This is a genomic window from Parahoeflea alexandrii, from assembly GCF_027214025.1.
Taxonomy (GTDB): domain Bacteria; phylum Pseudomonadota; class Alphaproteobacteria; order Rhizobiales; family Rhizobiaceae; genus Hoeflea; species Hoeflea alexandrii_A.
Genome location: NZ_JAPWHB010000001.1, coordinates 397,631 through 420,921 on the forward strand (window position 1 = coordinate 397,631; position 23,291 = coordinate 420,921).

The 23,291-nt window shown below is 60.3% G+C and carries 27 protein-coding genes and 1 tRNA gene; 22 read left to right on the forward strand and 6 right to left on the reverse strand.

Annotation, left to right across the window (positions count from 1 at the left end; genetic code table 11):
• Positions 1 to 80 precede the first annotated feature (80 nt).
• Positions 81 to 1,529 carry an aldehyde dehydrogenase gene (locus O4H62_RS01885; protein WP_269386270.1) on the forward strand — a complete coding sequence of 483 codons (1,449 nt, stop codon included), beginning with the start codon at positions 81 to 83 and terminating at the stop codon, positions 1,527 to 1,529.
• 58 nt (positions 1,530 to 1,587) lie between these two features.
• Here the strand turns inward: O4H62_RS01885 and O4H62_RS01890 are convergent, their stop codons facing one another.
• The gene (locus O4H62_RS01890; RefSeq protein ID WP_269385449.1) at positions 1,588 to 2,187 is read right to left on the reverse strand and encodes a sigma-70 family RNA polymerase sigma factor; all 600 of its coding nucleotides are present in this window, start codon (positions 2,185 to 2,187) and stop codon (positions 1,588 to 1,590) included.
• A complete protein-coding gene (locus tag O4H62_RS01895) occupies positions 2,174 to 2,371 on the reverse strand; it encodes a NepR family anti-sigma factor (RefSeq protein WP_269385450.1) in 198 nt (65 codons plus the stop codon). Before O4H62_RS01895 ends, O4H62_RS01890 begins: the two co-directional genes overlap by 14 nt.
• Positions 2,372 to 2,512: 141 nt before the next feature.
• Between O4H62_RS01895 and O4H62_RS01900 the strand changes: the two genes are divergently transcribed.
• The 4 genes from O4H62_RS01900 (at position 2,513) to O4H62_RS01915 (ending at position 5,235) form a co-directional block, all read left to right on the forward strand.
• Positions 2,513 to 3,325, forward strand: coding sequence for a response regulator (locus O4H62_RS01900; RefSeq protein WP_269385451.1), 813 nt, complete (start codon positions 2,513 to 2,515; stop codon positions 3,323 to 3,325).
• Between the two features lie 45 nt (positions 3,326 to 3,370).
• A complete protein-coding gene (locus O4H62_RS01905; protein WP_269385452.1) occupies positions 3,371 to 3,535 on the forward strand; it encodes a DUF1328 domain-containing protein in 165 nt (54 codons plus the stop codon).
• Positions 3,536 to 3,637: 102 nt separating this feature from the next.
• Positions 3,638 to 4,654: a sensor histidine kinase gene (locus O4H62_RS01910; protein WP_269385453.1), complete on the forward strand. Its 1,017-nt coding sequence runs from the start codon at positions 3,638 to 3,640 to the stop codon at positions 4,652 to 4,654.
• Between the two features lie 230 nt (positions 4,655 to 4,884).
• On the forward strand, positions 4,885 to 5,235 hold the full coding sequence (locus tag O4H62_RS01915) for a hypothetical protein (protein ID WP_269385454.1): 351 nt from the start codon (positions 4,885 to 4,887) through the stop codon (positions 5,233 to 5,235).
• Positions 5,236 to 5,252: 17 nt separating this feature from the next.
• On the opposite strand, the gene O4H62_RS01920 is transcribed toward O4H62_RS01915, so the two are convergent.
• On the reverse strand, positions 5,253 to 6,503 hold the full coding sequence (locus tag O4H62_RS01920; RefSeq protein ID WP_269385455.1) for a DUF2254 domain-containing protein: 1,251 nt from the start codon (positions 6,501 to 6,503) through the stop codon (positions 5,253 to 5,255).
• Positions 6,504 to 6,805: 302 nt separating this feature from the next.
• Here O4H62_RS01920 and O4H62_RS01925 point away from each other — a divergent pair, with 302 nt between their 5' ends.
• From O4H62_RS01925 to O4H62_RS01965, 9 genes are all read left to right on the forward strand, one after another.
• Positions 6,806 to 7,003 carry a CsbD family protein gene (locus O4H62_RS01925; RefSeq protein WP_269385456.1) on the forward strand — a complete coding sequence of 66 codons (198 nt, stop codon included), beginning with the start codon at positions 6,806 to 6,808 and terminating at the stop codon, positions 7,001 to 7,003.
• A 63-nt stretch (positions 7,004 to 7,066) separates the two neighbouring features.
• The gene (locus tag O4H62_RS01930; protein ID WP_269385457.1) at positions 7,067 to 7,867 is read left to right on the forward strand and encodes a Crp/Fnr family transcriptional regulator; all 801 of its coding nucleotides are present in this window, start codon (positions 7,067 to 7,069) and stop codon (positions 7,865 to 7,867) included.
• Positions 7,868 to 8,056: 189 nt separating this feature from the next.
• Positions 8,057 to 9,706, forward strand: a complete 1,650-nt coding sequence (locus O4H62_RS01935) for a CHASE domain-containing protein (RefSeq protein WP_269385458.1) — start codon at positions 8,057 to 8,059, stop codon at positions 9,704 to 9,706.
• A 150-nt stretch (positions 9,707 to 9,856) separates the two neighbouring features.
• Entirely contained in the window at positions 9,857 to 10,972 is a 1,116-nt protein-coding gene (locus O4H62_RS01940) for an AI-2E family transporter (protein WP_269385459.1), read from the forward strand.
• Between the two features lie 122 nt (positions 10,973 to 11,094).
• Entirely contained in the window at positions 11,095 to 12,039 is a 945-nt protein-coding gene (locus O4H62_RS01945) for a PRC-barrel domain-containing protein (RefSeq protein ID WP_269385460.1), read from the forward strand.
• 127 nt (positions 12,040 to 12,166) lie between these two features.
• Positions 12,167 to 12,496 carry a DUF883 family protein gene (locus O4H62_RS01950; RefSeq protein ID WP_269385461.1) on the forward strand — a complete coding sequence of 110 codons (330 nt, stop codon included), beginning with the start codon at positions 12,167 to 12,169 and terminating at the stop codon, positions 12,494 to 12,496.
• 4 nt (positions 12,497 to 12,500) lie between these two features.
• A complete protein-coding gene (locus tag O4H62_RS01955; RefSeq protein ID WP_269385462.1) occupies positions 12,501 to 12,914 on the forward strand; it encodes a hypothetical protein in 414 nt (137 codons plus the stop codon).
• Positions 12,915 to 12,958: 44 nt separating this feature from the next.
• A complete protein-coding gene (locus O4H62_RS01960; protein ID WP_269385463.1) occupies positions 12,959 to 13,165 on the forward strand; it encodes a hypothetical protein in 207 nt (68 codons plus the stop codon).
• Positions 13,166 to 13,206: 41 nt separating this feature from the next.
• Positions 13,207 to 13,722, forward strand: a complete 516-nt coding sequence (locus O4H62_RS01965; RefSeq protein WP_269385464.1) for a Dps family protein — start codon at positions 13,207 to 13,209, stop codon at positions 13,720 to 13,722.
• Positions 13,723 to 14,296: 574 nt separating this feature from the next.
• On the opposite strand, the gene O4H62_RS01970 is transcribed toward O4H62_RS01965, so the two are convergent.
• Positions 14,297 to 16,126 (reverse strand): SidA/IucD/PvdA family monooxygenase, encoded by a 1,830-nt coding sequence (locus O4H62_RS01970; RefSeq protein ID WP_269385465.1) that lies wholly within the window; start codon positions 16,124 to 16,126, stop codon positions 14,297 to 14,299.
• A 373-nt stretch (positions 16,127 to 16,499) separates the two neighbouring features.
• A complete protein-coding gene (locus O4H62_RS01975; RefSeq protein WP_269385466.1) occupies positions 16,500 to 17,210 on the reverse strand; it encodes an ArsR/SmtB family transcription factor in 711 nt (236 codons plus the stop codon).
• A gap of 168 nt (positions 17,211 to 17,378) precedes the next feature.
• Between O4H62_RS01975 and O4H62_RS01980 the strand changes: the two genes are divergently transcribed.
• The 5 genes from O4H62_RS01980 to O4H62_RS02000 all read left to right on the forward strand — a co-directional run bounded on the left by O4H62_RS01980 (position 17,379) and on the right by O4H62_RS02000 (position 19,722).
• On the forward strand, positions 17,379 to 17,774 hold the full coding sequence (locus O4H62_RS01980) for a RidA family protein (RefSeq protein WP_269385467.1): 396 nt from the start codon (positions 17,379 to 17,381) through the stop codon (positions 17,772 to 17,774).
• A 75-nt stretch (positions 17,775 to 17,849) separates the two neighbouring features.
• Positions 17,850 to 18,635 carry a LysE family translocator gene (locus O4H62_RS01985; protein ID WP_269385468.1) on the forward strand — a complete coding sequence of 262 codons (786 nt, stop codon included), beginning with the start codon at positions 17,850 to 17,852 and terminating at the stop codon, positions 18,633 to 18,635.
• The gene (locus tag O4H62_RS01990; protein WP_269385469.1) at positions 18,592 to 19,014 is read left to right on the forward strand and encodes a cupin domain-containing protein; all 423 of its coding nucleotides are present in this window, start codon (positions 18,592 to 18,594) and stop codon (positions 19,012 to 19,014) included. The genes O4H62_RS01985 and O4H62_RS01990 overlap by 44 nt, the downstream gene beginning before the upstream one ends.
• A 43-nt stretch (positions 19,015 to 19,057) precedes the next feature.
• Positions 19,058 to 19,408 carry a hypothetical protein gene (locus O4H62_RS01995; RefSeq protein ID WP_269385470.1) on the forward strand — a complete coding sequence of 117 codons (351 nt, stop codon included), beginning with the start codon at positions 19,058 to 19,060 and terminating at the stop codon, positions 19,406 to 19,408.
• A 53-nt stretch (positions 19,409 to 19,461) separates the two neighbouring features.
• Positions 19,462 to 19,722, forward strand: coding sequence for a hypothetical protein (locus tag O4H62_RS02000; RefSeq protein ID WP_269385471.1), 261 nt, complete (start codon positions 19,462 to 19,464; stop codon positions 19,720 to 19,722).
• A gap of 389 nt (positions 19,723 to 20,111) precedes the next feature.
• Here O4H62_RS02000 and O4H62_RS02005 read toward each other — a convergent pair.
• Positions 20,112 to 20,196: transfer RNA gene (locus O4H62_RS02005), tRNA-Leu, on the reverse strand.
• Positions 20,197 to 20,643: 447 nt separating this feature from the next.
• Between O4H62_RS02005 and lipB the strand changes: the two genes are divergently transcribed.
• The 3 genes from lipB (at position 20,644) to O4H62_RS02020 (ending at position 23,270) form a co-directional block, all read left to right on the forward strand.
• Positions 20,644 to 21,387, forward strand: a complete 744-nt coding sequence (lipB, locus tag O4H62_RS02010; RefSeq protein ID WP_269385472.1) for a lipoyl(octanoyl) transferase LipB — start codon at positions 20,644 to 20,646, stop codon at positions 21,385 to 21,387.
• A gap of 306 nt (positions 21,388 to 21,693) precedes the next feature.
• Positions 21,694 to 22,077 carry a helix-turn-helix domain-containing protein gene (locus O4H62_RS02015; protein WP_269385473.1) on the forward strand — a complete coding sequence of 128 codons (384 nt, stop codon included), beginning with the start codon at positions 21,694 to 21,696 and terminating at the stop codon, positions 22,075 to 22,077.
• 83 nt (positions 22,078 to 22,160) lie between these two features.
• On the forward strand, positions 22,161 to 23,270 hold the full coding sequence (locus O4H62_RS02020) for an S-(hydroxymethyl)glutathione dehydrogenase/class III alcohol dehydrogenase (protein ID WP_269385474.1): 1,110 nt from the start codon (positions 22,161 to 22,163) through the stop codon (positions 23,268 to 23,270).
• The last annotated feature ends 21 nt before the right edge of the window (positions 23,271 to 23,291 follow it).

Genomic DNA, 23,291 nt, shown 5'->3' on the forward strand with positions numbered 1-23,291 from the left:
CCGCATCCGAATTGCGGAACGATCCCGCAGTGATCCGCGCCTTCCTGGGCGGGGAACAGACACAGAAGAGGCCCAACAGCATGACCAATCTTGATCTCTACATCGGCGGCAAGCACGTCGCCGCATCCAACAACGCCACGTTCGAACGGAAGAACCCGGTCACCGGCGAAACCGTCACGGTCGCTGCAGCGGCTTCGGTCGAGGACGCGACACGCGCCGTCGACGCGGCCGCCGCGGCCTTCCCGGCCTGGTCTGAAACCGGCCCCGCCGCGCGGCGCAAGATGTTGCTCGATGCGGCGACGTCGCTCAACAACCGGGCCGACGACATCGTCCAGGCGATGAAGGATGAAATCGGCGCGACGGAAGCCTGGGCCCGGTTCAACGTGATGCTCGCCTCCAACATGCTGATCGAGGCGGCCTCGCTGACCACGCAGATCAAGGGCGAGATCATCCCGTCGAACCGGCCCGGCTCGATGGCCATGGCCATCCGCCAACCGGCAGGCGTCGTGCTCGCCATGGCGCCGTGGAACGCACCGGTCATCCTCGGCGTCCGCTCGATCGCCACCCCGCTTGCCTGCGGCAACACCGTGGTGATGAAGACGTCCGAACTCTGCCCGCGCACGCACGCGCTGATCATCGAGGCGGTGGCGCAGGGCGGCCTGCCCGATGGCGTGCTCAACGCCATTTCCAACGCACCCGATGACGCGCCGGCGCTGGTCGAGGCGATGATCGCCAACCCGGCCGTCCGCCGGGTCAATTTCACCGGCTCGACGCGCGTCGGCAAGGTGATCGGGGAACTGGCGGGCCGTTATCTCAAGCCGGCTCTGCTGGAACTTGGCGGCAAGGCGCCGATGATCCTGCTCGAGGACGCCGACATTGATGCGGCAGTCGCTGCGGCCGGCTTCGGCGCCTACATGAACCAGGGCCAGATCTGCATGTCGACCGAACGGATCATTTGCGTCGGCTCGGTCGGCGACAAGTTCGTCGAAGCCTTTGCCAAAAAGGTGGAACAGCTGACCGCCGGCGACCCGCGTGAGGGAACATGCCCGCTTGGCTCGCTTGTCAACCTGACAGCGGCGGAGCGGATCAGGGAACTCATCGAGGACGGTGTCGCCAAGGGCGCCAAGCTGATCGCGGGTGGCGGCGAAGGCACCATCCTGAATGCGGCGGCGCTAGACCATGTCACCCCCGACATGCGGCTGTATACGGAAGAAAGTTTCGGCCCGGTGGTCAGCATCATTCGCGCGGGATCTATCGACGAGGCGGTGCGGATCGCCAATGACAGCGAGTTCGGGCTTTCGTCAGCTGTGTTCGGAAAGGACGTGATGCAGGCGATGAATGTCGCAAAGCGGATCGAAAGCGGCATCTGCCACATCAACGGCCCGACCGTCCACGACGAGGCGCAGATGCCGTTCGGCGGGGTCAAGGCATCCGGATATGGCCGTTTCGGCGGAAACTGGGGCATCGCGGAGTTCACCGAACTGCGCTGGATCACCGTTCAGGACGGAACGCCGCACTACCCGATCTGACCAGACACCCGCGCTCACAGTGCTCCAGGCACTGTGAGCGCGGACAATCCTACCGGCATCAGCGGCCCGGGAAGGCCTTGTTGACCAGCGGCCGGGATGTTTCATCCGGGCCGTAATCGCTTTCGCCGTCGACGGCGAGAAGTTGCTGCAGCTTGACGCGCGCCCGGTTGACCCGGCTCTTGATGGTGCCGACCGCAACACCTGCGATCTCGGCTGCTTCCTCGTAGGAAAAACCGGATGCGCCGATCAGGACGATGGCTTCACGCTGGTCGTCGGGAAGAGTGTCGAGCGCGGTCTTGAAATCGGCCATGTCGAGCTTGCCGTACTGTTCGGGATGGGTGGCCAGATTGCCGGCAAAGACACCATCGGGATCGGGCAGTTCACGGCCCTTGCGGCGCATCTGGCTGTAGAATTCGTTGCGGAGAATGGTGAAGAGCCAGGCGCGCATGCTGGTTCCGGGCTGGAAACTTTCCTGCTTACCCCAGGCTTTCATCACGGTTTCCTGCACCAGGTCGTCAGCCTTGTCGTGACGGCGCGCCAGCGAAACCGCGAAAGCCCGCAGGCTCGGAAGGACGGCCAGCATCTCGCGCTTGAAGTTGAACAAGGCCGGAGCCGCCGCGGGACTGATCTCGGGAGTGCCCACGTCATTTCGCCTCATTTGAGCCACCCGAACGTTCCGCTTCGTCCAGCTTTTCCAGCAAGCTGAGCAGATGATCCGGTATCGGCTCCTGCTCGACCGACGTGAAATACTGCTTCAACTGCGAAGCAATCGCATCGTTAGGGCCAAGGCTTGTCCTCCGTCCCCGGCTTGCTGCTGCGCCCTTGTCGTTACGATCTATCATGCCCTTGCCAGCCCTTTCAGAATGAAAACATATGGTAAGAATGCGTGATGCAAAAAAAAGTTCCAACAAGCGGGAACTTTTTTTTGGCCCGTGCGTTTTGTGAGAGTTGCCACGTCAAGTGGACCGCAAAAGGGGTATCTAATGACGACACTGTCCATGCGCATTGCGCCGCATCTTCCTTATCTCCGCCGGTTTTCGCGCGCGGTCACCGGATCTCAGACTTCAGGCGACGCTTACGTCGCCGCAACGCTCGAAGCCCTGATTGCCGATCTGAGCATCTTTCCCCAGACAGGCGACGACCGGGTCTCGCTGTACCGGCTGTTCTCTCAACTCTTTGACAGCCTTTCGGTTCCAATTGCCCAACAGGAAACGCCATTTGGCTGGGAAAGAAGGGCCGCGACCAATCTCGAGGCCGTCACCCCGCAGGCCCGCAAGGCCTTCCTGCTGATCGCTGTCGAAGGTTTCAGGCCGGCGCAGGCGGCGGAAATCCTCGATGTCGACGAAACCAGCTTCAGCAAGCTGCTTGAAACCGCCTCGATGGAGATTTCCAAGCAGGTGGCCACCGACATCATGATCATCGAAGACGAACCGCTGATTGCCATGGACATCGAGGACATGGTGGAATCGCTTGGCCACCGGGTTACCGGCGTGGCTCGGACGCATGGCGAAGCGATCGAGCTCTACAAGCGGACCAAGCCGAAAATGGTTCTGGCCGACATTCAGCTCGCCGATGGCAGTTCCGGGATCGACGCCGTCAACGACATTCTTAAGGACGAGACTTTGCCGGTCATCTTCATCACCGCCTTCCCCGAACGGCTGCTCACCGGTGAAAAACCCGAGCCGGCGTTTCTGGTGACCAAGCCGTTCAACCCGGACATGGTCAAGGCGCTGATCAGCCAGGCGCTGTTTTTCAACGCAGCGGTCGAAAACCTCGAAATGACAGGAACCAATTAGGGAGTACGGCGTTGGTGGTTCATCGAACAATCAAGGAGACTTTCGATGCTGTACTACGCCCTCGTATTTCTCGTCGTCGCCATCATCGCCGGGGTTCTCGGATTTGGCGGGATCGCCGGTGCCTCCGCCGGCATCGCCCAGATCCTCTTCTTCCTGTTCCTGGCCTTCCTGGTGATTTCGCTGGTCCTGAACTTCGTGCGGAAAGTCTGACCCACTCACCAAAGGTCTTTCCCACTCAGCTTAAGGCGCCGGACGATCTCCGGCGCCTTTGCGCATTGATCACAACACAACAGAGCGGATGAAGACACAACCATGAAAATGACCTCGGTTAGCGAATCCGACCGGTTAAGATTCGTGCTGGCGGGTTTGCGCAGCGCCGGCGTTTCCATGATGTACCAGGACGCTGACCTGGTGATCCGGTTTGCCGTAAATCTACCGGCATCATGGCCGCTGGGAGGCACACTGGAAGGCGCAACCGATGAGGCGGTCTTCACGCCGGAGCATGCCAGCAGCATCATCAAGGCAAAGCGCTCGGTGCTCGAGACAGGCAAGGCCACAACGTTCGAAAAATACCGCGATGTCGACGCGAAACGGTACTGGTACCTGCTCAAGATCGAGCCCGATACCAACGCCGATGGCAAGGTCGTCGGGGTGCTGACCACCATCACCGACATTGGCGACATGAAATACCGCGAAACGGTTCTCAAAACGCTGCTTCGCGAACTCAGCCATCGCTCGAAAAACCTGCTGGCCATCATCCAGTCGGTGGCCTCGCAGACAGCGCGCCACAGCCAGGGTCTGGACGACTTTCTGTTTTCGTTTCGCAACCGGGTTCAGTCCATGGCCCAATCCCAGGATCTGGTCACCGCATCCGACTGGCGCGGTGCCGAACTCTTCACGCTGACGGAATCCCAGCTCCACCCCCTGATCGGTGACCTGCCGATCCGTTTCAGAATGGTCGGCAAGGATGCCTATCTGTTCCCGAATGCGGCCCTGCATCTCGGGCTGGCTCTGCATGAACTGACGGTGGACTCGCTAGCCAGCGGCGCCCTAGGGCCGGCCGGCGGTACCGTCGAACTCTCGGCGGAAGAACGGCGCAATGAAGGCAATGCCGCTCAGCTTATCCTGACCTGGAAAGAAACCTACGCGAAGCCACAGCAAGAACCGGAGGCGCCGGCCAAGCCCAGGAACGGATTTTCCGGAACCGTGCTGGGACGCATCGTTCCGCAGGCGCTGTCGGCGGAGGTTCGCCACGAAATCGGCGCCGATCAGATGACCTATCAACTCACCATTCCTGACAGCCAGTACGAACTGGAAACAAGAGGTTAGGCCAGGCGCGGCCCCGGCGCCCTGCCTGCAGCCCAGCCACTTTCCGGATACGCTGAAGCCAGAACAGCTGTCTGACGGATCCGGACATCCCCGCGCCTTCTGCGGTGCCCGTTCGCTTCACGCAACTCTTGCGCCTTGTCTTTCCATCACTTGATTGACCAAAGACACCCTTGCCGGTTTGCGTGGAACCTTCGCAGTGCCCCGGCGTTGTCTTCAAAAGGAGACACGTCATGGAACACATTGCTGCCTTCATGCTGTTGATTGCCTGCAGTGACGACCTGCAGGCCTGCCGGGAATACCCGGCACCTGCGGTTGCCTATGAAACGGTCGAGCAATGCCGGGCGGAACTGACGCCGGCACTCCGCACAATGCCGGCATCGCAGACGAAGTCCTTCGGCAAATGCGTCGAAATCGACCCGGCCCTGTTTTACGAGGATGTCGAAATCGTCTGGGATGTCACCCGCAAGGGCGGCATCGAGGTCAGCATTGACGTAATCAATCCGCATATGGCGATCCAATCCGTCGCGCGCGCCGATATTGCGGCAAACGCCAATCAGGAGGCCGACAGCGAGCTTAACTGAGTTCGCGGTGCCTGCGATCAGTCCTCGATCTCAAACTTGAAGCGCTGCCGCAAGAACTCAAGATCGGACCCTATCGGGTCGCCGGCACGCGCGGTCTCCAGCAGCGCCTTGCCATGAGCGCGGATCAGCGCCTTCGCATCGGAACCGGCGATGGCGTACAGCGAATTGAGAACCACGGCGAGATGTTCGAGCATCAGGATGTTGCCCCTGGCGGACTGGCGCAGCGGATGCAGCGTCATGTTGAACAGATCTTCGAGCGTGAGCCCCGGAATCTTCAGGCGCGCCACCCCCTCGTCATCACACCGCAGTTCCCCGCGCAGGCCTTCCGAAACCGGCTTGACCAGAGCCGCGGCAATACGGTCAGCGCAGGTGACGGCGGTGAAACTGTCGTTGACGCCGGGTGAAAGGGCGCGCAGCGCGATCTCCAGCAGAATTCGAATGGAAAAGCGGATGTCATCGACCGCGCCGCGATAGGGCTGCAGCGCAATCGCTTTAATGACGGCGGCTTGTGCGTCCTCATCACCGTCGTCAAATCCCGCGACAGCCAGGTCCTGGCCCGCCAGAACGAAATCGCCCGGCGCCACCCGGACAGCGATCGACGTGCCGTGATCGCTGGCCAGCTGAAGCAGGCGGGCCTCGTCCAGCATCGTCACATACCCGGACTCCGTGGCGCGCACGACCGCCTTGAGACTGTCCTCGTCGAAGTCATTGGCGCCATTGTCTGTCTCGGCCAGCAACACATTGACCTGCCGCTCCAGCTGCTCGGATATCTTTGCCACTTCCGCATCGATGGTCACGCTGCGCGAGACCGAGTGGACGAACCTGATGACCTGCAGAACCGACAGTGCCGCCAGCGCGAATGCGATAGCGATCGAGAGTTCCGGGTGCAGATCCGGTCCGGTCGCCCTGAGCACCGAGAGCGAATAGAGAAACGTTCCGCCCAGCAGGCCGGCGGTAATCTGGTTGACGCGGTCGCGCGAAAACCGCTGCAGCAGCCGCGGCGCGATGTTGCCGGCGGCAAGCGTGAAGACCACAAGCATGATCGAGTAGACCATACTCAGCGTCGTGATTGCCGCGGTCGCAATGGTCGACAGCAAGGATCTGGCGGTATCGGTCGAAATCGCCAGCCAAAACGGCAGCGGATCTCCGGCGGCGATAAACCGTGCATCAAGCCAGATCAGCGGGATGGCCATCAGCCATATGAAGACAGCGATGCCGCCGGGGACGCCCAGCAGACCGTTAAGCGCCACAAGTGACCGAAACTTCATCCGGCAATCCCCAAAACAGCATTCATCAATGCGCAAGCACGGAAAAGACTCGCCGATGCCGACCCTATGTCATCACGGCACGTTTGTCCCGCCCGGCCCCATGTCACGCGTCCGCGCCTTGTCCGCGGCCGGAGACGCAGTGGCTCTCCGTTTCCATCGGGAGTGACGATAGCTCACCTGCTGCAAATGACTGCAAGAGAGGAAAATCGGGGAACCAAAGCCAGTCGGCGGCGTTGACAGGACAGGCCGGCAGCAACAACCGCCGCGCGGCCAAGAGCTTCGGTTTAACAAGGAGAATTGATATGAATTGGGATATCGTTGAAGGCAAGTGGAACGAATACAAGGGCAAGGCACAGGCCCAGTGGGGCGAGTTGACCAACGACGACCTCGACGTGATCGAAGGTCGCCGCGACGAGCTGGCCGGCAAGATCCAGGCCCGCTACGGCAAGACCCGCGACGATGCCGAGCGTGAAATCGACAACTGGCTCGGCAGCAACTGATCGGCTAAGACTTCAAAGGCCCGGCAATATGGTTGCCGGGCCTTTTTACGTGAAAGGCCGGACATGTCATCCAGGAACCAGAGCGCAATCCCCGCGGATGCAAGCCCACTCGTTCGCAGGCTTGGGCGATCGGTGCTGCTGACTTCGGAAGAGGTCGAGTTTCTCGAGACCATGCAGGTCAACCAGGCTTCCGTTTCCAAGGGCGATGAATTCATTCATGACGGCGAACCGATGCGGGTGACTTTTCTTGTCCGGCACGGATGGGTGATCAGGTACAGGATCACGCCCGCCGGACGGCGCCTCATCATCGGGGTCTCCCTGCCCGGTGACTTTATCGGGCTTCATGTCAATTTCATTCATTCCTCGATTTTTTCCGCCGCGGCGCTGACGAACGCGTCGCTGGCCCTGATCGAGCCGGTCCGGCTTTTGGAGATCCACCGGCGCTTTCCGGTTCTGGCCTCCGGGCTGGACTGGATGTCGATGCGCCATGCCAACATCCTGTCCGAACACAAGGTCTCACTGGGGGCACGCACCGCAGCGCAGAGGATCCTGCATTTCCTGCTCGAATTGTGGGTCAGGCTGGAACAGGTTGGACTGGCAGACGCCAAGGGGTTCGAGCTCGAACTCACCCAGGAGCAGATTGGCGACTGCATGGGGCTGTCCACGGTTCACGTCAACCGGTCGCTCAGCCGCCTCGGCAAGGAAAACCTGCTCAGGATCGACAAGGGCGCCGTGACTTTCCCGCAGCTTTCCAGATCGATCAGTTTCGCCGATTTCGATGAGCGCTTCCTGTTGGAATTCGCGCCCGAAACGGACGGCCTCTTCGTGCGGAAGGGTATTCTCAAAGACGACGCCCGGACTTAACCTGTGTAATAGACGCTGGTCAGGCGAAACACTAAAGAACCGCTTTTAACAGGGCTCGCCCAGTTGCATTTACGATTGATAGAGAACGCCCCGTCCAGAACCTTCTGAACGGTCGGGCTCATGAGTTATTGCAATAGCCGCGCAAACCGCATAGCCGGATATTCAGGCCTTTTCGAAAGATCCACCATCTTGTTCTACCGACTGCAGCCAGTCCTGGTTTTCATCGTTGTCGCCATTGTCGGCATGCTCACGGCGGTCGCCTCCTGGTACACCATTGACCAAGCCAACCGGCTGGCCTTTGTCGGCATCGCCGAAGATGCGGTGCAGCGGGTCGAAGACCGTATCGAAAACCACATGCTACTTCTCAAGTCGGTGGAGGCGCATTTCCAGGCCACAGGCGAGGTGCCGAGTGTCGAGGCGTTCAGGGTGTTTGTCAGCCACCTGCAGAAGACCGAACAGTTCAACGGCGTTCAGGGACTGGGCTTTGCGCGCTACGTGCGAACCGGATCCCAATCGGATCTGGCCATTTCGGCCGAACTTGACAGGAATTACGGCCTGCCGCGCCCGACATGGCCAGAGACCGGTGAAGCTTTCCGCACCCCCATCGTCATGCTGGAACCTGCGACAGACACAAACCGCCGGGCACTGGGCTTTGACATGTATTCGGAGCCGACACGGCGCGCGGCTATTCTTGCGGCTCTGAGCGAACAGCGGTTGCGGGCATCGGGAACGGTGGAGCTTGTGCAGGAAGATTCACAAGACCCGCAGGCCGGGTTCCTGATGTACACGCCATTCACTGCCGCGAACGCCGATCTGCCGCTCGGGTTCGTCTATGCTCCGTTCCGTATTCCCAATCTGTTTCAATCGGCGCTCAATCGACCGCCCATGCTGCCTGTTCACGTCACCGCCTGGGACGGCGAGGCAACCGACGCCAGCCTGATCTACAAGACGGAGGGAAATCCCAGCCGCCGCATGGATGCAGCGCCGGCATCGGTGATGTCGATTGAGGTGGCCGGACGCACCTGGACCGTGGAGATCAGGCCTTCCGAGGACTATCGGCCAGCGGTGGACCAGACACGCACCATCATGCTGGCCATCGCCGGCTTCCTGCTCGCCGCCGCCCTGGCCGCCTCTTCGCACGCCCAGCAGCGCATCATCGAAGTCAGCGAAGCATTGCGGCTGCAATCGGAACGGGCGCTCACCGACCGGGAATTCCTGCTGCAGGAAATGAAGCACCGGATCAAGAACATGATTGCCAGGGTACTGGCCATGTCGCGGCAAACCGCTCGATCGGCCGAGAGTCTGGACGATTTCACGCAGTCCTTCAGTGCCCGGCTGCAGGCAATGGCCGCATCCCAGGACCTGCTCGCCCGCACAGCCTGGAAAAGCGCCGACCTGAAGATGCTGCTGGCACAGGAACTCAGGCAGCTGTTTGGCGACGATCTTGACGAAAGCAGTCTCAAGGGGCCGAGCATCGAACTCAACGAGGTTGCGGCGCAGGCCTTCGGCCTGGCATTTCACGAGCTTGCCACCAACGCTCTTAAATATGGTTCGGCGCTATCGGACGATGGGAAGCTCGATATCTGGTGGCGGATCGAACGGGATCAGGGCAAGCGGGAAGCGCTGGTCTTTTCCTGGCAGGAACGCAGCAGCACGCCGCTGGGCGAACAGAAATCCAATGCACTCGCCCGGAAGGGCGGCTTCGGCACGAAACTGCTTGATGCGACAATACGGGTGGAACTCGGCGGCTCGATTACCATCGTACCCGACGAGTATGGAATAGACGTCACCATCAATGTGCCGCTTGAACGGGTAAAGGCCAGCCATCGGCCGTCCTGACCGGCGGTATACGGGCGGTCCATTAGCCGCGGTACCAGTATACCCGGGCATTGCCCGACCGAACGCCCCTGCCCGGCCGCATCGGAACGCTGTCGGCGGGCGGAACCAAGCGCCGCCTGTCGCATTGTCCCCCTTTAAGGGGAACTCTGCATGAAGCGTCTGTATCGCATGGAGCCGCCGGTGGTGCGGATCGCTGCCAAGTCCGGCATGGATGCCGGCCTGCAGTCGACCGCACGCATTGCCATCATTGTCACCGGTCTGCTCGCGACGCTCGCTGCGCTCGACTATGGCCAAGCCTTCCTGGCACCGGTCTGCCTCGCCGTCGTTACCGGACTGATGGCATCGCCCGTGGCTTCGGCGCTGGAGCGGTTCATCCCCGCCTCGCTTGCCGCCGCGACGGTTGTCGTGCTTTTCCTTGGGCTGATCGGTTCGGCCGTGGCGTTGTTTTCCATGCCGCTGTCGATCTGGACCGAGAGGCTGCCGGAGATCTGGCATGAGATGCAGCGGCACCTCTTGAATTGGCGCACGGTGTTCGACACGCTTGGCGGCGTGCAGGAGCAGATCCGCGCCATCGCCGGCGGCAAGGCGCAGATGACCGTCGACATTGCAGATACCTCAACCGTTCAGGAGATCGCCACGCTGGCGCCGGCGCTGATGGCGCAGATCGTATTGTTCCTGGCGAGCCTCTATTTCTTTCTGGCAACCCGCCATTCGATCCGCACCAGCGTGCTGTCGCTTTGCTTCAGCCGCCGTTCGCGGCTGAGAACCGCGCGAATGTTCCGGGACGCCGAATGGTTCGTCTCCCGCTACCTGCTGTCGATTACGGTGATCAATGCCGGCCTCGGAGCCGCGACCGCTTGCGCCATGTGGCTGCTTGGCGTGCCGCAGCCGTTCCTGTGGGGCATGCTGGCGTTCTGCCTGAACTACGTCGTCTATATCGGCCCTGCGGCGATGGCCTTGATCCTCATTGGCGTTGGCCTGGCGACATGGGACTCCCCGCCGGCCATCTTCCTGCCCATGGCCGCCTATCTGAGCCTGAACATGATCGAGGCGCAGTTTGTCACGCCGCAGGTGATCGGACGGTCGGTCACGCTCAACCCGTTCTTCGTCTTTCTGTCACTGTCGTTCTGGATCTGGATATGGGGGCCGGCCGGCGGCCTGCTCGCCGTGCCGTTCCTGCTGATCAGCTACGCCGTGATCCGGAATGCCTTTCCGATGCAGACCCGCAGCACCCACGCCACTCACACTCCGGACAAAAAAAACTGACGCCAGCGGGAACAATGGAGAGGGGCGAACGTTTGTTTCCTGTACACGCCGCCGAGCCGGCCCAGCGCTCTCACACACGGTCCAGCCCGGCGGGCACCTTTCGATGCAAAGAGGAATTTATCATGTTCAAGATGCTTTTGGCCAGCACGGCCCTCACCGCTCTTGTGACCACGTCGGCTTTCGCACAAAGCGCCACGACAACGACGGACACAGGTGCTGCCACGAAAACCACCGAAACGATCACATCGGCTGATTCCGACGTCGCCGTGAGCAACCCGACGCTTGCGAGCGACCTCATCGGTTCCGCAGTCTACGAGTCGTCCGCTGAAGACGCCAAGTCGATCGGCGATATCAATGACCTCGTTGTCAGCCCTGAAGGCGAAATCTCAACCGTCGTCATCGGTGTCGGCGGTTTCCTGGGCATCGGCCAGAAGGATGTCGAAGTCGACTACGGCACCATTGAATGGGCCGACCGTGATGGCCAGCGCTGGCTGATTGCCAACATGACGCGCGAACAGCTCGAAGCGGCTCCGGCGTTTGATCGCGAAGCGGTCTATACTGAAGCCCAGTCCGAACCCGCCGCTGTTGATACCACCATGAACAACATGGCAACAGGCACGGGCCAGACCGGCGAGGACGCGACCATGGAACGGGTCGAGAATGGCACCAGCGCCGTCGAAACCGCCGAGCAGAAGACCGAGCCAACCATGGGCATCGACCGCTCGGCCATGACCCCGGTGATGACCGATGAGCTCAGCGCCGAAAACCTGATGGGCCGCACGGTCTACAGCGCCAATGACGAAAACATCGGCGAAGTCGGCGACGTGCTGCTGACCAGCGACAACACCGTCGAAGGCTTCGTCCTCGATGTTGGCGGCTTCCTCGGCATGGGCGAAAAGCAGGTCGCGATCTCACCTGAAAACCTGGAGATCATGGCAAATGCCGATGGTGAACTGACCATTTTCACTCCATTCACCAAGGAGCAGCTCGAAGCCCAGAAGGAATATTCCAAGGAAGACTGGGACGCCCAGCGCGACAGCATCATCCTGGTTGTTCCGGCTGGCTAACCGGCCCGACAGCAACGCCAGACCGAGAAGGCCGCCGGAATATTCCGGCGGCCTTTTTCTTTGCGCACGGGGAACTTTGCCGGCACCGGCGCGTTGATCAGGTGAACTCATAAAAGGAGAATTCTCAATGGCTGCTACCAGCAAATCCACACGCTCGAACTCCAATCCGGCGGTTGACGATATCGCAGAGCGCGCCGCCCGTATCCGCGAGGATCTCGCCGCTCTCGGCGAAGCGCTTGCCGGCGCGGGCGCGGTTCAATCGGGCGTGGCCCGCGAAGCGGCCGAGAACAAGATCGACGAATTGCTCAAGACCGGCGAGAAGATCGTTGGAGACCTGTCGAGCCAGTACTCCCGCGCGGAGAAGCAAGTCAGCACGACGGTGCGTGACAACCCGCTGCAATCGCTCGGCGTCGCAGTGGCCGCAGGTTTCCTCGCCGCATTCCTGATGCGCCGTTAAGCCGATGCAAGCGGCCTTCCCACTCACCTCGATCGTCTCCGCAATTGCCGGCGCAAAAGCCCGGCAGTTGCGCCGTGACGCCCTTCTGCTGGGCTTCATAGGCCTGATGACGCTGATGGCCACAACAGCACTCTTCGGCGCGTTCGCGCTGTTCATCTCAGAGAGCCACGGCCTGATCGCCGGATTGCTGGCGGCTGCTGGACTGGCGGTTCTCCTGACCGCACTCGCCCTGGTCATCCGCTCGCTGCTTCGTCTCAGAGCCCGGCGCCGGATGAGTGCGGCAATGGCCAGCAACGTTTCGGCATTGGCCGTTTCGACGGCCTCGAGCGCCATTGCCCGCAACAAGACAACGGCAATCCTCGCCGGCCTGGTGATCGGTGCAGTCGCCGGATCCCTGGCGCGCGCCGACCGCAACTGAAACGGCGAAGGCCTGGCAGACCGATTTGCAAAAGGAACATGAACATGAACGAACCCATCGATCCGATCAAAGTCCGGCAGGCACGGCAGGGCAAGCCGGTGCTCGTCATCCTCGGCATCAGCCTGGTCCTCGCCCTCATCGCCGGATGGGTGCTCTGGGGCGTCATGGCAGACGACACCGGCTCAACTTTCATCGAGTCGAGCGCGCTGCCGGTGCATGAGTCGATGTCCGGCTTGTCCGCAACCGCCTAGTCCCACCCACAACCATCCGACCCAGCAGAAAGGAGCCGACCATGGCCAAGACCGCCATTACAAGTCTCGCACCCGAGGCCTCGAACGACCGGATCAACACCGGGCTGAAGGCCGATTACCGCACATCCATGGCGAAGGATCTCTCCGAGATCCTGGCCGCGACCTACCGTTTGACGATCAAGAGCCACATCTACCACTGGAACGTGGTCGGCCCGATCTTCAAGCCGATCCACGAACTGACCGAAGAGCACTATAATGCACTGTTTGGCGCAACCGACATCATCGCAGAACGGATCCGCGCGCTCGGTCACCTGGCGCCTGTCAATCTCGACATGGCAAAGTCCTTCGCGCCGACCAAATCCGACGTCGACCAGGGGTCAGCGCATGACATGGTCGCAGACCTGATCAGGGAGCATGAACAGGCCGTGCGCGACATGCGCAAGGCCGCGGCGACCGCAGGCGACAACGACGATGTCGTCACCGAAGACATGCTGACCGCCCGCCTCACCTTCCACGAGAAGGCGCTTTGGATGCTACGCGCCGTCATCGCCGAATAATCCTCGCAAAACAGCACTGACTTGAGGGACAGACGGCCGCCTACCAGGCCTCTGTCCCTTTTCGTGTCGAAGGTATGCAAGCACGAAAATATCTCGCCGAAGCAATTGTTTGATGGCGCAGGTGATCAGACGAACCTAGAAACTGCGTGGATCTTTTCTATCCTCGAAGAACTAAAAAAGCGGGGAAGCCGCCCATAGCTTCGCCGGAAGTTACCCACAAGCTCAGTAAGTTGGATGCAGCGGCGCGAGAGATTGTGAAGCCCTTGTCACCCGGGCCCGGCCAAATACGGGGCTGGGCCAGTCGGAGCAAGATCAAGCTGCTTGGCGCAATCGTGGCAGGCAATGAAGCCACATAGCGGGAGGTCCTCGCTGATGTCTTTTCGGGCGGGAACCCTGGATCGCCGTTGATCCGCTTTTTAACGCGATTGCAGGTTTCGGGATCGATCAGCCTTTCATGATGCTCCATCCCGCTCAGGGGTTGGAGCCTCCGACAAAATCGGCGCGGGACGGTCCGTGCAAAATGAGGCTCCGCCTCGCCGCCATCAACACCTATTGCTGCGCATTCTGGCTCAAATCATGGCACCGATACCTGGTGTCTGGCCGCTCCAGCGTTGCAGCCGCCCATTGGCCTTTGTTGGCTGATGCAAGCGCAAAGACTCTCCGCAATAGCCCATGAACGAAAGGCCAGAAGGCTGAATGAACCGGCGTCTCCGAAACCATGCGTGGTTTCGCACAGGCCGTTCAGAACAATTGGCGGCAAGGAAGGCGCAGTCTCGTCCCGCGCCACAATGCGATAGTCCCTCGATATCCAAAGCGCTCCGCTTTCACGGACGCGCGCGAGCGGCGCAATGTTCTTCAGAAGGTGCGGAAAAAGCTCCTGATCTGCTCCATCTCCGAAATTTCTGAACCCAGTCGCAAGGATCACTGCGTCGACCACGACATCAGAGCGGGTGCCGAGAAGCGGGTTTTCAAGTTCAATCTTCACTTGGCCGCCCGTCGCGCACCGGTGCACGCGCTTGGTCTGGCTATGCGGATGAAGGGATATACGGCTGCGGCCGGCCAATCGTTGTTCATAAAGCTGCGTGTAGAGCTGACTGATGACGTCGTGATCGGCGGCGCTGTAATTGCTACGCCAGAGATCCTGTGTCAGCTCCTGCTGCTGCCGTTCGCCAAGCTTGTAGAAATAGTCAACGAAATCCGGAAAATAAGCGTGCTCGGTAAATGGACTGGTATCTTTCAGGCGGAAACCGAATCCGCGCTGGATATTGTGTATCTCTACGTCCGGCATCCGCCTGGATAAGTCGAGAATGATCTCGACCGCGCTCTGACTGCCGCCAACAACGGCAACAGAATTGATTCCCGCATCATCACCCCATCCCCGCACGGTTTCGAGATAGCGTGTGAAATGGACAATGCGCTTTCCCATATGCGGCTGGAAGGCGTCAGGGACGCGCGGCGTTCGCCCGGTCCCAAGCACCAGGGACCGCGCGCGCAAGATATCTCCCGCTTCCGTGTGTATTTCAACCAGAGGAATGGATGGATCACGCGGGTCGCGCCCAATCACGATGTCGCGCACCGATTGCCCATATCTAACCCGTTCCTCGAAATGCCCGGCTACCCATTGGACATAGTCCGCATAGTCCCTCCGGAGGGCATAGGGAATCCCCAGGTTGAGAAAGTCGAAAAGCCGATTTTTCATCTTGAGAAAATTGACAAACCCGAAATGGCTTTGGGGATTTCGCGGCGTCACCAGGTCGCGGAGAAAATGATGCTGAATATCCGCTCCGGTTTCATACTTGGCCCCCCGGACAACAATACCCTCACTCGTCTCCCCCACGGACCGTAACAGGTTGGATTTGCCGGACGCTTGCGCCGCGGCCGAGCGGTCGGTCTTCGGATCGGCGTTGCCGGACACATGATAGGGGTCGTGCGTGAGTATGTGATGGTAGTGACGGACGACATTGGCTGCGAATCCGGCGTTCTTCTCAGCAATGATTTCCAGCCCATCCATCATCGACCAAACGGCGGGAATGGTCTCATCGCCAACCCGGCAAGGCAGATAAGCAAGTTTCTGGAACATCATGTCCAGGATGGACAACTTGTCATGCCAGCATTGCTTTGAGACTGGCGCGCTATGAAGACGTGAAACCACCGCTCCAAGGGCAACGTCGTAACGTCCGGTCACCCCGATTTGCTCAGGATGGCTTAGCAGATCGTAGATATCTGCGCGCAGCCGAGTTGATTTTGCAAGTTCAGCATCATCGCGACATCGGGAGATTTTTTGGCCATGGATGAATATCTGACGATCTTTTGCGATGCTATCGAGATATTGAGCACCCGTCCGCAAGGCGACACAGGGTTCCACATCTTTGATCGTCGCGCCTGTGGTCGATACCAATGCCATCCCGATCCCTCCTCAGTGAATATTCCGAGTTCCCCGGAAGCTTCAACACAAGGATGCCGCGCCGGAGGAAAGACCGCTGGCCATATCCGGTCGTCACAGCACCCTATGATTGCTTATTTATATAAAGCAACAATAAATTGTATTTCTGAAGACGGTGATTACGGTTGTCACATACGCGGGAGCACGCATCACCCGCCATTAGGCCGGACATGAGATCCGACTGGGCAAGCAAGTCCATTGCAAAACGGGAAAGCAGTATAGGCTGCGCACATACGGTGTCTTTTGTGCATCCGATCGGATACGCGGCGCTTTGACAGCTTGAATGAATACAGCAACGTTGAAGTTCAGACCGATAGGTTTGAACGCGACTTTCTCAGGTTGCGTTGACGATCGCCGAAAGATCGATTTCAAAGAGCCGAGGAATTTCCCTGTGACCCGAAGCGGTCAGATCAACTGCCCGTGTGCCTTTGATTCGCGCCAACCAGTCATTGTCCAGACAGTGATGCCAAATGCCGCTTCCCAGCCGTCCTGCAATATGAAATTGCCGCTCGCTCCAATCGAGGCAAGGCCGGCAGAAGCATCTGCTGCCGCTTGTCTGAAGCGAAAGTGCGATTCCTGAAGCCTGCAGGAATGCTTCGCCGCGTTCGGTCAGTTCGCCGCCGTCGTCAGACAACGCAAGCAGCTTGCGCTCAATCATGGACTGGGTGATCGCCACGCCGAGCCGACCCGCAAGGTGGTCGTAACAGGTTCGCGCGAAGCGGAGCTGCCGGTCATGGGCGCTTTGCGGACAAAACCGCGGAGGCAGCTCTATCGCGGCAACTACCATCAGGCTCTCCAGCATGCGAGCCACCAAAGGGGACGCAATCCTGTAGTAGGAGAACCGCCCCAGCTTGTCGAAACGGACAAGCCTGGCGCCCTCAAGCTTGCCAAGATGGTCGCTGGCAGTGGATTTGGAGACCCCCGCGATCGAAGCGAGTTCTGTCGCGGTCAGCGCTTGTCCGCCCATCAGTGCGGCGAGCATTGCGGCGCGCGCACGGTCGCCTACGAGAGCCCCGAGTTCAACCATGTTTGTGGCAGCTTCCATGGCATGATCATGCCTGCGATCTCAGATTCCCGCAACCCGGGGTTGGTTCGACCCAGACCGAACCATCTTGCCGTGACATGTCCGGATGGCGGCACGATAATTAATGAACAACCAAGGGGAACCTGCGCTCACAAGCGGCGCTCTCGAAAATGCGTGGAGGAATTGGCGATGCAGAAGGAAATCATAAGGGTTGAACCAATCGCCACATTCGCGGAGAGACGGGGGGTCAAGGTGCCCGCCGCTGTCCGGCATGACGGGTTGGTGTTCGTGTCCAATCTCCCCCCTTACGATTTTGAAACCGGCGCGATACTTGAAGCCCCGCTTGCGCGGCAGGTGGAAGTCGTAATCAAGCAGATGCGGCTATGTCTGGAGGCGGCAGGATCGTCCATGGACGATATCCTGCGTTGCGGCCTCTATATTGACGATCCCGCACATTTCCAGACCGTTGAGACAATCTACAATCAACACTTTCCCGACAACCCGCCGGCGAGGACATTGCTTTTTGGCAGCCAGTGGCACGGACCGTTCCACGTCGAGATCGATTGCATCGCCTCCGTTTCGTAGATTAGGCGAAGCCTCCCGCGCGGTGCGCGTATTCATCCTCCACTTTCTTCTGCAACAAGGCGAAGGATCATCGTCATGGACAGCCATCTGACGTCAATACTCATTGTTTTCGGCACGTTTGGTCTGGCCATTCTGAGCCCTGGACCCAACATGATTGTCGTGATTGACACAGCGATGCGCCACGGCCGAAAAGCCGCGACCAAGGTCGCGTTCGGCGTCGGATCCGGTTCGTTCATCTGGGGCGCGCTGGCCCTCGCAGGCGTCACATCATTAATTGCAACGAACGCCGGGTTGCTCGGCACAGTGCGCGCCGCTGGGGCAATTTATCTCTTCTGGCTCGCCATCCGGGCGCTAAAGGCCGTATTCGGCAGTACCGCGGGCGCCGCTCGGGACGGAGCGATGTCCCGGTCGTCGTCAAACCATCTGGCGCGGGGCCTCCTCATCCAGATGACCAATCCGAAAGCGGCGGTTACATGGATTGCGGTCCTGTCGATCGCCGTTGGCCCGCAAACGCCATATTGGATCGGATTGACCATAGTTATTGGCGTAGGCGTCATGTCTTTCGCTGCCTACTTTTTCTACGCCGTAGCGTTTTCAACCCCGGCAACGGTGATCGGCTATCAGCGCTTTGTCCGTCCGGTCAATCTCGTACTGGCCATGTTTTTCTCCTATGCCGGTTACGCATTGGCCGCCAGCAGCAATTTCATTCCCGATGCAAACAGGGCGGGCCTGGCTGCGTCCGGTTCCGGCGAGATCGCCGCTCGAAGAAGCGCTAGTATCGTATCCAGTTCAGTCCAACTCGATAAGGAGACCGGCAGTGCAGCACCAAGCAGGAAACACGCAATTTGGAAAATGCAGTGAAGGCGGCAAAACGCTGGAAAGCAACGTGCGCCGTCACCAGAATGCGAAATTTACCGATGAATATAATTGCAAACTCCACCGGCTTTTCCCTTGGCCAAACCGGGTTGAGACAAAGCGCCCTCTGACCGAGTACGGCGCAACTTGGGTGGTTCTCGAACCGGGCCGGAAAATACCTGAACACGACCACGATGAGGAAGAGTGCTTTGTCGTCGTATCGGGCGAAGCGACTCTGACTTTGGGGAGCGAGAAAACCACGCTGGGTCATGGCGACGTCGCCTACATACCGCGTCACGCGCCCCATTCCCTGTCCAACAACTCCCCCAGCGTCGATTTTGTGTTCGTCGACATATATTGGGATATGGGCGGCAAATCGGCTTGAACAGCGCATCTCGAGCCCTTCGCAACCGCACAAGGCGGTTCTGGTGCTCGATAGCAACAACGTTGAGATGGCAGCCCAGGAAGCAGACATGCTGGCGCGGATGGGGCGAAAAGCTGCCATCATCGACGTTATGGGCGTACTGCGCGACGGCTGCCCGCACAAGCTCTCACTGAACCCGTTCAACGCGGCAGCCACCGTCAGCCGATACCAGCCGGAAGATCAGATCTACGCAATCGACAACATCACGAATTCGCTGAGCCCAAAACCGTCTAAGCCGGACGAGCGCAACCGCAACTTCCGGGAGTGGCCGCGCAACATCATAGAGTTCCCGCTTCTCGTATTGCTGAAACGATCCACCACTCTGGCGATACCGGACGGTGCTTGGCGTTGCTGAACGATCCACGCAAGCCGCGGAAGTCTGTGTCAATTGCTTCAGAGTAAGGTGACATGGCGCTGAAGCCGCTCGCCACCAAAAGTCTGGAGAGGTCCGAGCACGAGCATTGGCCACAGCATCTCGAGGCAACGCAGCGCTGTCATCGATTATTCGCGGCCGGCGCACGCCTGCATAATGCCGGTGCTGTCGCGATGACGATGCATGCCGATCTCATCCAGGACTGCACAATCATAGCCCATGGTTCTGAGCGCGAGGATGTACCAGCTTGCTGGCGCGCCAGCGTCCTTGTGCTCACGGTTCTGAATGGCGGATAACAGCCGTCAGATGCGGCAGCCGGAAGCGGGGAAGGACATTGCTTTCTGGTGAGGGAGCATAAGAAGGGCCGGAGGGATGGGAGAGCGCGAACTGCCCTTGATCAAGGAAAGCTCCGGAAACCTGTTCCGCAAGGCCTGCTAGGCCGCAGGCATCGCCAAAATCGCCCTATGGAATCCGCGAGCTGGCGGCGATCCGAATCGCGGAGGCAGGCGCAACAATCGCGGAATTTGAGCCTGTCTTCGGCTGGACCGGCGGCACTTCACGCAAAATCCGTTGACCGGACACGGCCGGCAAGGCAGGGAATGGAACGTTTGAGGATCACCAAGGCCCCGCACCTTGCAGCAACTCGTCCCTCACCATCAAAAAAATCAGATGATCAGGAGAGTAATGGTGCGGTCGAGAAGACTCGAACTTCCACGGGTTGCCCCACAGCGACCTCAACGCTGCGCGTCTACCAATTCCGCCACGACCGCACGTGGTAGAGCCGAAACCTGTCCGGCGCGCTGCATGTAGCAAATGGGCATGCGCTGCACAAGCGCATTCGTCACAAAAATCACATGCCGCGACAGCGTATGGAAAATCAGTGTTTTCAAGGGGAAAAGATGCCCTGCGCCGGACAATGACTGCGATTTTCCCAAATGCCTCGCAGCTAAGGCGCACGATGGTCGCGAAACTGCCAAGATGAAGAGTGCCGGCTTCGGCGCCATCGGCCCGGGACTGCGAGAAAATCCGACCGGCTGATTCCCGTGCGGACTTTCCTTTCACAGGTCAGCGGGCCGCAAGATCCAGAACAACAGTCGCTGAAAGCCGCGCGGGCTGCTGCTGCCGGGCAAGGCAACAATCCGCCGGACAGCGACACGGCAACACTGCGGACGATCAAGGCTGTTTCCTTTGAGCCAGAACGGATCTAGACAGGAGCCATGAATTCTCGTGACACACTTGAGACCCGGCTTTTCCCGCAAGGCCCGAATCCACCGGTCAGATGGCGCATATCGGAGGGACTGACCCCCTACCCGGACGCCGTGGCCTTCATGGAAGCGGAGGCCGGGCGCATTGCGGCGGGCGAGGCAGATGAACTGGTCTGGCTTGTCGAGCATCCGCCGCTCTACACCGCCGGCACCAGCGCCAAACCCGAAGACCTGGTGGCGCCTGACCGGTTCGAAGTGCATGCCACCGGCCGTGGCGGCGAGTATACCTATCACGGGCCGGGCCAGCGGGTGGCCTATGTCATGCTAGATCTCAAGCGGCGGCGGCCCGATGTGCGCGCCTTCGTCTCGGCGCTCGAGGCCGTCATCATCGGTACGCTCGAAAGCATGAACGTCACCGGCGAGCGGCGCGAGGACCGGGTCGGGGTCTGGGTGCGCCGGCCCGACAAGCCGCGGCTCGCCGACGGCTCGATGGCGGAGGACAAGATCGCGGCCATCGGCATCCGCCTGCGCAAATGGGTCAGTTTCCACGGCCTGGCCATCAACGTCGATCCGGAACTCGAGCATTTCTCCGGCATCGTGCCCTGCGGCGTGCGGGCGCACGGGGTGACCAGCCTGGTCGACCTGGGACTGCCAATCCCCATGCACGAGGCCGACATAAGACTGCGCGATGCGTTCGAGGCGGTTTTCGGGCCGACCCGGGATGACCGGCCGGACCATCCGGCCGGCAGCGCATGAATTAATGCGCGACGGCACACTGGACGGCGTGCAGCCAATGGCCGATACTGGCGGCGCCGGACCGGAAACCCCTACCCCGATCCGATCGATCCGGCATTCACTTCGCAGTGACACTTGATCCAGGGGCACCGCGGACGTGACGTCCGGTGGAGGATCACCCCATCGCCGATGCAACTCGTGCGACCGACGGTTCACAGGAACGACATGGTCGATGCATAGGCTTCACATTGTGGACGCGACCTGCCGCGCGCGTGGTGTTTCGCGCATTCCGGCCAACCGGTCCGAAGTTTCAAAGGGAATACATTGATGGATGACATGACAGCGGACACCTATGATGATGGCGATACGCTGGGTGGCAGAATTACGCGAGCCCGCGATCTTGCCGGTCTGACGCTGGAGGATGCGGCTTCGCGGATCGGCGTGACCGACGAGACGCTGGCGGAATGGGAATCAGACCGCTCCGAACCGCGCGCCAACAAGATCATGACGCTTGCAGGCGTTCTGGGCGTGTCCCCAGCCTGGCTGATCAGCGGCGCCGGAGAAGCCCCGCAAGCGCCCGGGATTTCCATAGCAGTCAACGAAATGTCCGGTGAAATCAACCGGCTGCGGGAACTCGCCCTGCAGATCACCGCTTGTGTCGAAGCGCTGGAAAGCCGGCTTGTGACCTTGACGCGGGCCGCAAACGAATAGATGCCTGAAAATCAGGGTTGAGCCGACCCCGCCGCTCTGGCAGGGTCGGCTCAATTGTCAAAACATGATCCGGGAGAGTCGGAATGGACGTTCGCGCCGCAGTCGCCATTGAAGCGGGAAAACCGCTGGAAATCACCACCGTTCAACTCGATGGCCCGCGCGCTGGCGAGGTGCTGGTGGAGATCAAGGCCACGGGTGTGTGCCATACCGACGAGTTCACGCTGTCAGGCGCCGATCCGGAAGGCATCTTCCCGGCCATTCTTGGCCATGAAGGCGCCGGCGTGGTGGTCGATGTCGGTCCGGGCGTCACGTCGCTGAAGAAGGGCGACCATGTGATTCCGCTCTATACGCCCGAATGCCGCGAGTGCGAATACTGCCTCAATCCTAAAACCAACCTGTGCCAGTCGATCCGCACGACGCAAGGCGCCGGCCTGATGCCCGACGGCACCTCGCGCTTCTCGCTCGATGGCAAGCCGGTCTTCCATTACATGGGCACCTCGACTTTCGCCAACTACACCGTTCTGCCGGAAATCGCGCTGGCCAAGATCCATCCCGACGCGCCGTTCGACAAGGTCTGCTACATCGGCTGCGGCGTGACCACCGGCATCGGCGCGGTGATCAACACGGCAAAGGTGGAAATCGGCTCCAAGGCCATCGTCTTCGGCCTGGGCGGTATCGGCCTCAACGTGATCCAAGGCTTGAGACTCGCGGGCGCCGACATGATCGTGGGCGTCGACCTCAACCCCGGCAAGGTCGAGATGGCAACGCGCTTCGGCATGACCCATTTCGTCAATCCGAAAGAGGTCGAGGGCGATCTGGTTCCCTACCTCGTCAACCTGACCAAGGGCGGCGCGGACTACACGTTCGACGCCACCGGCAATGTCGGCGTGATGCGGACCGCGCTGGAATGCGCCCACAAGGGCTGGGGCGAATCGATCATCATCGGCGTGGCCCCGGCGGGCGCGGAGATCTCGACACGCCCGTTCCAGCTGGTCACAGGCCGGTCCTGGCGCGGCACCGCCTTCGGTGGCGCACGCGGGCGCACCGATGTGCCGAAGATCGTCGAGTGGTACATGGAAGGCAAGATCGAGATTGATCCGATGATCACTCACACCATGGGCCTGGAAGGCATCAACGAGGCCTTCGACCTGATGCATCGGGGCGAAAGCATCCGCAGCGTCGTGGTCTACTGACGGTTTTCCGCGAGCGCGTTT

Coding starts and splice junctions, on each gene's coding strand:
- O4H62_RS01930 (WP_269385457.1), top strand. CDS start 7,067: ATGTCATCCAGGAACCAGAGCGCAATCCCCGCGGATGCAAGCCCACTC.
- lipB (WP_269385472.1), top strand. CDS start 20,644: ATGAATTCTCGTGACACACTTGAGACCCGGCTTTTCCCGCAAGGCCCG.
- O4H62_RS01915 (WP_269385454.1), top strand. CDS start 4,885: ATGGAACACATTGCTGCCTTCATGCTGTTGATTGCCTGCAGTGACGAC.
- O4H62_RS01920 (WP_269385455.1), bottom strand. CDS start 6,503: ATGAAGTTTCGGTCACTTGTGGCGCTTAACGGTCTGCTGGGCGTCCCC.
- O4H62_RS01945 (WP_269385460.1), top strand. CDS start 11,095: ATGTTCAAGATGCTTTTGGCCAGCACGGCCCTCACCGCTCTTGTGACC.
- O4H62_RS01910 (WP_269385453.1), top strand. CDS start 3,638: ATGAAAATGACCTCGGTTAGCGAATCCGACCGGTTAAGATTCGTGCTG.
- O4H62_RS01905 (WP_269385452.1), top strand. CDS start 3,371: ATGCTGTACTACGCCCTCGTATTTCTCGTCGTCGCCATCATCGCCGGG.
- O4H62_RS01955 (WP_269385462.1), top strand. CDS start 12,501: ATGCAAGCGGCCTTCCCACTCACCTCGATCGTCTCCGCAATTGCCGGC.
- O4H62_RS01985 (WP_269385468.1), top strand. CDS start 17,850: ATGGACAGCCATCTGACGTCAATACTCATTGTTTTCGGCACGTTTGGT.
- O4H62_RS01970 (WP_269385465.1), bottom strand. CDS start 16,126: ATGGCATTGGTATCGACCACAGGCGCGACGATCAAAGATGTGGAACCC.
- O4H62_RS01960 (WP_269385463.1), top strand. CDS start 12,959: ATGAACGAACCCATCGATCCGATCAAAGTCCGGCAGGCACGGCAGGGC.
- O4H62_RS01895 (WP_269385450.1), bottom strand. CDS start 2,371: ATGATAGATCGTAACGACAAGGGCGCAGCAGCAAGCCGGGGACGGAGG.
- O4H62_RS01885 (WP_269386270.1), top strand. CDS start 81: ATGACCAATCTTGATCTCTACATCGGCGGCAAGCACGTCGCCGCATCC.
- O4H62_RS01890 (WP_269385449.1), bottom strand. CDS start 2,187: ATGAGGCGAAATGACGTGGGCACTCCCGAGATCAGTCCCGCGGCGGCT.
- O4H62_RS01900 (WP_269385451.1), top strand. CDS start 2,513: ATGACGACACTGTCCATGCGCATTGCGCCGCATCTTCCTTATCTCCGC.
- O4H62_RS01940 (WP_269385459.1), top strand. CDS start 9,857: ATGAAGCGTCTGTATCGCATGGAGCCGCCGGTGGTGCGGATCGCTGCC.
- O4H62_RS01925 (WP_269385456.1), top strand. CDS start 6,806: ATGAATTGGGATATCGTTGAAGGCAAGTGGAACGAATACAAGGGCAAG.
- O4H62_RS01980 (WP_269385467.1), top strand. CDS start 17,379: ATGCAGAAGGAAATCATAAGGGTTGAACCAATCGCCACATTCGCGGAG.
- O4H62_RS01965 (WP_269385464.1), top strand. CDS start 13,207: ATGGCCAAGACCGCCATTACAAGTCTCGCACCCGAGGCCTCGAACGAC.
- O4H62_RS02000 (WP_269385471.1), top strand. CDS start 19,462: ATGGCGCTGAAGCCGCTCGCCACCAAAAGTCTGGAGAGGTCCGAGCAC.
- O4H62_RS01950 (WP_269385461.1), top strand. CDS start 12,167: ATGGCTGCTACCAGCAAATCCACACGCTCGAACTCCAATCCGGCGGTT.
- O4H62_RS02020 (WP_269385474.1), top strand. CDS start 22,161: ATGGACGTTCGCGCCGCAGTCGCCATTGAAGCGGGAAAACCGCTGGAA.
- O4H62_RS01975 (WP_269385466.1), bottom strand. CDS start 17,210: ATGGAAGCTGCCACAAACATGGTTGAACTCGGGGCTCTCGTAGGCGAC.
- O4H62_RS02015 (WP_269385473.1), top strand. CDS start 21,694: ATGGATGACATGACAGCGGACACCTATGATGATGGCGATACGCTGGGT.